This is a genomic window from Pseudomonas sp. 2VD, from assembly GCF_005503585.1.
Classification (GTDB): Bacteria; Pseudomonadota; Gammaproteobacteria; order Pseudomonadales; family Pseudomonadaceae; genus Pseudomonas; species Pseudomonas aeruginosa.
On the sequence record NZ_SCND01000616.1, the window covers coordinates 1 to 1,734 of the forward strand.

At 70.1% G+C, this 1,734-nt stretch carries 2 protein-coding genes and 1 pseudogene; all 3 read right to left on the reverse strand.

Features of this window, described 5'->3' with window-relative positions:
- A pseudogene (locus FFS27_RS32420) lies at positions 1 to 215 on the reverse strand (porin); the annotation flags it as partial.
- A gap of 340 nt (positions 216 to 555) precedes the next feature.
- Positions 556 to 837, reverse strand: coding sequence for a DUF971 domain-containing protein (locus tag FFS27_RS32425; protein ID WP_003160279.1), 282 nt, complete (start codon positions 835 to 837; stop codon positions 556 to 558).
- On the reverse strand, positions 834 to 1,734 hold a 901-nt coding region (locus FFS27_RS32430; protein ID WP_137952537.1), incomplete at its 5' end, for a HEAT repeat domain-containing protein. The genes FFS27_RS32430 and FFS27_RS32425, both read right to left, overlap by 4 nt.

Consider the following 1,734-nt stretch of genomic DNA (forward strand, 5'->3'; position numbering starts at 1 on the left):
CCGTCGAGGTTGGCCGCCGCCTCGCCGACATACTCCAGCTTGAAGTCGTAGCCCTTCTCCAGCAGCTCGGTGCGCTTGCCGCCCCAGTCGCCGAGCATCCATTTCGAGTTCGGCGAGAACGCCTCGGCGGCGTGCGCCGCGTTGCACAGCAGGGAGGCGGACAGCAGGCTGCCCGCCACGGGGCGCAGGGCCGGACGGAGAAGATGGGATTTCACGCGAACGCTTCCTCGTTGCGAATGGTCGACTGGTCGCATGCAGCGACCGCTCTACTCCCTCGATACCCTTGCCAGGAACAAGGGTATATGAAGAGGGCTCATGATCTGAGCCAAGCAGAACAATGGTTAATTTGCGAATGATAAGGACTTTGCGGGCAAAGCTGAAACGTTTCAGGCTGGAAAACACTGTTACGTAAACGACAACGAAGCCAAGCCCTGGCGCTCTCGCTCCGGACGACCGAGGCGCAGAGCGGTCACGGGGAAGATCGCGGAGCGCGGAAACAACCTGATACCCATGAGCGCGCTTCACGTTGTTTCCGATAGCGAAACAATCCTCCGCTCAGAGTTCGTCGCGCAGATAGGACCAGGGGTAGATACCGCGCTCGTGACCATCGTCGAACAGCAACTGCACGCCGTAGCCCTGCAGGCGGATATCGCGCAGGCGCACGCCCTGCTCCGCCGCGACGATCCGTCCGCGCAGGCGCTGCGCCCGGCATTGCGCACAGGGACAGGCGGCGCGCAGGCGAGCATGGTCGATCCGGCTGACCGCGCCGTCCGCCCATTCGAGAATCAGCCAGCCGTCCCTGGCGGCATTGCGCAGGCGCAGCGGCGGCTGGGTCATGCCGGCACCCGCAGTTGCGCCAGGGCGATACGCACCGCCTTGCGCACCTCGGGATCGCCGTCGCCTTCGGCGACCCGCAAGGCCTGGGCCGAGGCCGGGTCCGCCAGTTCGCCGAGGGCCAGGGCGGCCTCCTTGCGCAGGTTGCCGATGGGATGGCCGAGCAACGCTTCCAGCGCCTCCCGCGCCGGCCGGTGGCGCAAGCGCCCGAGTGCGCGGGCGGCGCGCAAGCGGACCTGCCAGTAGTCGTCCGCCAGGGCCTTCAGCAGCGGCTCGCCGGCCTCCTCCCGGCCCAGCTTGCCAAGGGTCGTCGCCGCCTCTTCGCGAACCTGCCATTGAGCGTCCGCCAGCGCCGCGCAGAGCGCCGGCAGCACCGTCACCTCGCGGCTCAGGCCGAGGGCGCCGGTGGCCGCCCGGCGTACCTCTGGGTCGACATCGGCGCTAGCCAGCCTGGCCAGTTCGGCCAGGGCCGGCTGGTGGCGGAGCCAGCCGAGTACCGCCACCGCCTCGCGGCGCACCGCCGCCTGCGGATCGCCGAGGGCGGCCAGGGCCGGCGCGGCGCTCTCCTCCAGGCGCAGTTCGCGCAACGCACGTAATACGCTGGCGCGGACGAAGGCATCGGCATGCCCGAGCCACGGCAGCAGGCGCCGCCCGGCGGCCGGTTCCTTGAGTTCGCCAAGGCTCTGCGCGGCGGCCTCGGCCACCGCCGGCAGCGGATCGGCCAGGGCCGCGCAGAGCGCATCGACCACCGCGTCTTCCTCCCAGGCCTCCAGCAGGCGCGCGGCCTCGCCGCGCACGCCGGGGTCGGGATCGCCGCGCAGGGCCGCAACCAGCAACGGCAGCGCCTCCGGCAGCTCCAGGTCGGCCAGTTCGATCAGCGCCAAGCGGCGCCCACCGGGA